The organism is Streptomyces kebangsaanensis, assembly GCF_001906585.1.
Classification (GTDB): Bacteria; Actinomycetota; Actinomycetes; order Streptomycetales; family Streptomycetaceae; genus Streptomyces; species Streptomyces kebangsaanensis.
Genome location: NZ_JUJA01000142.1, coordinates 3,540 through 8,863, shown reverse-complemented (window position 1 = coordinate 8,863; position 5,324 = coordinate 3,540). Strand labels below are relative to the sequence as shown.

2 protein-coding genes and 2 pseudogenes are annotated in these 5,324 nt (G+C 77.2%); all 4 read right to left on the bottom strand.

The features are described 5' to 3' along the window. Positions 1-1,747 (bottom strand): annotated as a pseudogene (locus RH94_RS46735) (trypsin-like peptidase domain-containing protein); the annotation flags it as partial. A gap of 1 nt (position 1,748) precedes the next feature. Beyond that, a pseudogene (locus RH94_RS44090) lies at positions 1,749-3,578 on the bottom strand (trypsin-like peptidase domain-containing protein); the annotation flags it as partial. Positions 3,579-3,824: 246 nt separating this feature from the next. Beyond that, a complete protein-coding gene (gene truB, locus RH94_RS21015) occupies positions 3,825-4,730 on the bottom strand; it encodes a tRNA pseudouridine(55) synthase TruB (protein WP_073949065.1) in 906 nt (301 codons plus the stop codon). Continuing rightward, the gene (gene rbfA / locus RH94_RS41495) at positions 4,727-5,194 is read right to left on the bottom strand and encodes a 30S ribosome-binding factor RbfA (RefSeq protein ID WP_073949087.1); all 468 of its coding nucleotides are present in this window, start codon (positions 5,192-5,194) and stop codon (positions 4,727-4,729) included. Before rbfA ends, truB begins: the two co-directional genes overlap by 4 nt. Between the last annotated feature and the right edge of the window lie 130 nt (positions 5,195-5,324).

The following is a 5,324-nucleotide window of genomic DNA, read 5'->3' as shown; positions in this document are numbered from 1 at the left end:
CCCGCCGCGCCCTCGATCGTCCGGCGGGCGCCGGGGCCCACCACCGCGGCCCAGTCCTGGGGCGCGTCGGTCAGCCAGCCGGCCACGCGGGCGGCGAAGCCGGGGACCCGCCGGCCCAGCTCCACCAGGCTCCGGTCGAACACGGCCGCGCCCTGCGGGGTGCGGACCAGGAGCAGGCCGACCCGGTGGACGAGGTCGCGGAGGTCCTCCTCGGCGGTGGGGGCGGCGGCGTGCAGCACCGCGTCCAGGACGGCCGGGTCGTCCTCGTGGGCCAGGAGGAAGTCCAGCAGCTCCCGGCGCAGGGGGCGGGAGGCCGGGGTGCCGGGAGCGGCGAGCACGCCGCCCAGCGCGGCCCGCAGCCGTCGCGTGCCGCCGTCGCCGCTTCGCTCCAGGAGCCCCGCGACCAGCGGGAGGAGAACGGAGCGGGCGGCGGGGCCGTGGTCCAGGCGCCGGTCGACGTACGCCGCCACCGGCCCCGCGCTCTCCGGGCGCCGCGCCACCGCCTCGCGGACCAGGAGGGCCACCCGGCGGGCCAGGGCCGGCGTGGCCGCGTCGGCCAGGGTACGCAGCGCCTCCCCGATGTCCGCGCCCCGGCGCATACGGTCGCCGAAGGCGGCGAGGACCGCCTCGGGGTGGGTGGTCAGGGCGAGGGCGGGCACGCTCGGCGGGAGGTGCGCGTCGCCCGCCGCGAAGTGCCGCAGCGCCCGCGGCAGATGACGGGCGCGGGTGTCCGGATCCCGTACGAGCAGGGCGAGCGCGTCGCCGTGCAGGGCCGAGTCGGCGGGGCGGGCGAGGACGGTGAGGGCGGCGCGGCTCAGCAGCTCGCCGTCGGCCTCGGTGCGGACGTGGGGCGCGGTGCGCAGGCCGTGCGTGACGGCCGCGGACCGGCGGGCCGGGTGTTCGTCGCGCGCCCACCGGTCGACGGCCCGGCACAGCGCGGACGGCTCCTCCTCGGCGAGCACGGCCAGCAGTTCGTCGGCGCGGGCGTGCGCGCATCGGGCCAGCGTGTCGGTGAGGTCGTCCGGGGCGCGGTGCCGGTGGGTGTGGAGCAGGGCCTGCGCGGCGGTGGCCACGGTGGCGTGCGGGGCGGCGGGCAGGGGGCGCTCGTCGTCGAACCAGCGGGTGAGGTGCGGCTGCACGGCGGCCGGGTCGGCGGCGAGGAGGTGCGCGACGGCGTCGAGGTAGCGGGGTCCGCCGGGCGCGGCGGTGGCGGCCGGGCCGGCGTGCGGGGCCGCGTCGGCGAGGAGGAGGCGCCTGAGCAGGTCGCAGCGGTCGGCGTCGGAGAGGTGGAGGGCGGTCCAGAAACCCGGGCCGAAGCCGGTCGGCACGGGCAGGCCGCACTGCCGCCACGCCACGATCCGCTCGGCGAGCAACCGCAGCACCCGGGCGTACGGCGTCGCGTCCGGCAGGCGCAGCAGTGCGCCGGCGAGCAGGCGGGACGCCCACCAGGAGTGCGGGTCGGTGTCCAGGGCGCACAGCAGCTCCTCGAGCCGTACGGCCAGCCGGCGCGGGCCGTGCCGGCGGGCGAGGAGGAGCAGGGCCTGGACGACGGGGCCGATGCGGTGGTGCGGGACGGGCAGGGGGCGGTGCGGCGCTCCGGGGGTGTGCCGGCGGTGCACCAGGACGCTCAGCGCCTCGTCCAGGTCGAGGTGGGTTCCCTGGATCCAGTCGGCGAGTTCCTCGTCCGCGAAGCGGTAGCCGCCGCCGGCCGGGGCGAGCAGGCCCTCGGCGAGGACGGCCGACGCCCNGGTGCCGCCGCCGAGGCGGGCGGGGGCGGGTCCCCGGGGGAACACCGCCTCGAACGTCGCCCGGTCCAGCTCGCCCCGGCCGTGGCCGAGGCTTCGGCGGGCGGCCTCGTGCACCTGTCCGGAGACCTTCGCCGCGAGGCGCCGTACGACGGTGCCGCGCAGGCCGTTCTCCGCGGCGAGGCGGACGGCGACGCGCAGGCACACCAGGTCCAGGTGGGCCGCGAGGACGTCGTGCCGGTCGAGAGGGGGGTGGTCCGTGGCGTCGGGGACGGCCGCGCGTACCTCCGACAGGAGCCGGATCGTGAGCGGGTGGCGGGCGTCGGCGTCCACCAGCGCACCGTCGGGGATGCCGTGGCGGGAGCGCGCCCGGCGGGCCTCGGCGGGAGTGAGGCCGCCGAGGCGCAGGCAGGGCGGGAGAGGTGCGGTGCCGCCGGCCCCGGCCGTGGCGGTGGCCGCGGCGGGGATGTGGAGCAGGTCGGCCGGGAAGTGCGCCCCCGCCTCCTCCCAGTACGCCTCCCGGCACGCCACCACCAGCCGTGCCCCTGTCCCGCGCAGCCACCGCGCGGTGCCCTCGGTCCACTCGGGGAGCCGGTCGGCCAGGGCGGCCGGCATCTCCTCGGGGCCGTCGAGGAGGAGCAGGAGGGGACGGCCGTGGCCGCGGGCGAGGCGGGCGACGCGCTCCGGGGTGAGGTCGGCGAGCGCGGTGGGCAGGGGTGCCCGCGCGGCCGCCACGATCCGGGCCGCCCGGTCCAGCGCCCGGCCCACCGCGTCCGCGACCGAGCCGTCGCCGCCCTCCAGATCGGCGCCGCGCAGCCACAGCGTGGGCGCCGGCGCAGGGTCCCGGGCCCGCCGGCCGGCCAGCGCCGCGAGCTCGGTCGTCCGCCCGCTCCCGGGCTCGCCGACCAGCCCGAGCACAGCGGCCCCGCTCCCGCAGAAGGCGGCCAGCTCCGCGGCCGTGGCGGCACGTTCGACCGGGCGGGCAGGCGGGCGGAGCTGCGGTGCGCCGTCCGGGCGGCCGCGTCGGAGGGGGTGGGACGGCAGGGCTCCCGCGGGACCGTCCTGGGCCAGGGAGGTGGCCGTGAGGTCGAGGACGGCCGCGAGGTTGAGGTCGGGGCCGTAGGCGGCGACCGTGGCGGCGTTGCGGGCGAGGAGGCCGGCGAGGGGGCCCTCGCCGGCGTTCAGCGGGACCGCGAAGCCGGCGTCGCGGTCGCCGGACCGCAGGGCCGTGCCGAGGACGGCGACCACCGCGCCGGTCGCCGCGTCGAGGACCGGTCCCCCGGCCGCCCCGCCGCCCGGCCGGAGCGCGTCGCGGCCCGCCGTGCCGATGGCCAGCTCCAGCACGCCGTCGAGCAGATGGACGCGGTCCGCGGCCGGGTACGTCACGGAGGTCGGGCCGAGCACCCGGGCCTCGCGCCATCCGCCGGCCGGGACGCGGACGTAGGTGCCGGTGCCGACGCCGTCCCGCACGGTGACGGGGAGCGGTTCCACGGCGAGGCCCTCGGTGCGGACCAGGGCCAGGTTCAGGGCGGGCAGCGCGGTCACCGCGCCGGCCGTCACCACGCAGGACCGGTCGCCGGTGCCGGGAACGTGCAGCACGAACCGGGAGAGGCCGTCGACCGCCTCGTGGCTGGTGATCACCGTGCCGTCGTGGTCGGCCGCGAAGCCGGTGCCGCGGGGCCGTCCCGCCAGGTCCCGGACGCGGACCAGGGAGCGGTCCACGGCGCGGTCGCGTGCCTCGGCGTGGTCGCGGGCCTCGGCGGCCCGTGCCCCTCCGGTGCCGTCCTGCGTGCCGCGGCCGGTTCCGGTCGTCCGCGGACCCCGTCCCGCCATGGTCGGCCCTCCCCGCCGTACGGCTGTGCTCCAGCCCTCGACGGTAGGCGGCGAATGATCAGCGGGACAGATCGCGCGGCGAACGCGCCCCCTCTCACTCCCTCTGTTCACTCCGAGCGCCCGCACGGTCGGGTGAATAAGCAGGGGCGGCTGGATACAGCTTGGGGAGGGGGAACCGAGGGGGGACCGTGGAGCGGCGGCAGTGGAACACCCCGTGCTCGCCGCTCCACGGGCGGACGCCGGACGTCAGCCGAAGACCGCCAGGCTCCTGGCCTTGCCCCGCTGCTCCTCCACGAGCACGAGGAAGCGGCCCTCGGGGCCGAAGACGGCCACGGGGCCGGTGCCCGCGTACTCGTCGGGGATGTCCAGCCGCACGCCGTTGGTGAGCAGCCGGGCACGCCGGGCGTCGACGTCCCAGCGGGGGAAGGCGGCCGCGGCCGCCTCGGCGATCGGCATCACGGTCAGCTCCTGCTGGAGCTGGTCCAGCGTCCTGGCGGCGTCCAGCTTGTACGGGCCGACGCGGGTGCGGCGCAGCGCGGTGAGGTGGCCCCCGACGCCGAGGTCCGCGCCCAGGTCGCGGGCGAGGGCGCGGATGTAGGTGCCGGAGGAGCAGACCACCGACACCACCAGGTCGAGCACGGGGGTGCCGTCGTCGGCGACGGCCTCCCTGAGGTCGTACACCGTGAAGGAGGAGACGGTCACCGGCCGGGCCGGGATGTCGAACTCCTCGCCCTCCCGGGCGCGCTTGTACGACCGTACGCCGTTGATCTTGATGGCGCTGACCTTGGACGGCACCTGCATGATGTCGCCGGTCAGCTTGGCGATGGCCGTGTCGACCGCGTCCCGGGTGACCTGGGAGGCGTCCGTGGAGGAGGTGATCTCTCCCTCGGCGTCGTCGGTGACCGTGGTCTGGCCGAGGCGGACGGTACCGAGGTACTCCTTCTCGGTCAGCGCGAGGTGGCCGAGGAGCTTGGTGGCCCTCTCCACGCCGAGTACGAGGACGCCGGTCGCCATGGGGTCGAGGGTGCCGGCGTGGCCGATGCGGCGGGTCCTCGCGATCCCGCGCATCTTGGCCACGACGTCGTGCGAAGTGAAGCCCGGCGGCTTGTCGACGATGACGAGGCCGTCGGGCGGGGTGGGCTTGCTGGTCATTCGGTGGTTTCGTCCGTCTTGGTTTCGTCCGTCTCGTCGGCGGACCCCGGCTTCCGGTACGGGTCCGCGTCACCGGCGTAGGAGGCACCGGCGGAGGCCTCGCGCACCTTCGCGTCGGAGGTGCGGGCCTTGTCGAGGAGGTCCTCGATGGTCCGGGCGGTGTCCGGGAGGGCGTCCGCGACGAAGGTGAGGGTGGGGGTGAACTTGACGCCGGCCGCGCGGCCGACCTCGGAGCGCAGGATGCCCTTGGCGCTCTCCAGGCCGGCGGCTGCGGCCTTGCGGTCCTCGTCGTCCCCGTAGACCGTGTAGAAGACGGTCGCCTCCCGCAGGTCACCCGTGACCCGGGTGTCCGTGATGGTGACGTGCGAGCCGAGCCGCGGGTCCTTGATCCCGCGCTGCAGCTTCTGGGCCACCACCTCTCGGATGAGGTCCGCCAGCCTTTTCGCCCGCGCGTTGTCGGCCACTGGTCCGTCTCCCGTTCTTTCTTCTTCTGCGTTGCGTGGTGTGCGTGCTGTCTGTCCGGGTGGTGTCCGTCTGGTCGCCCCCCTAGTCGTCCTCCCCGTGGAAGCGGCGTCTGACGGACAGCAGCTCCAC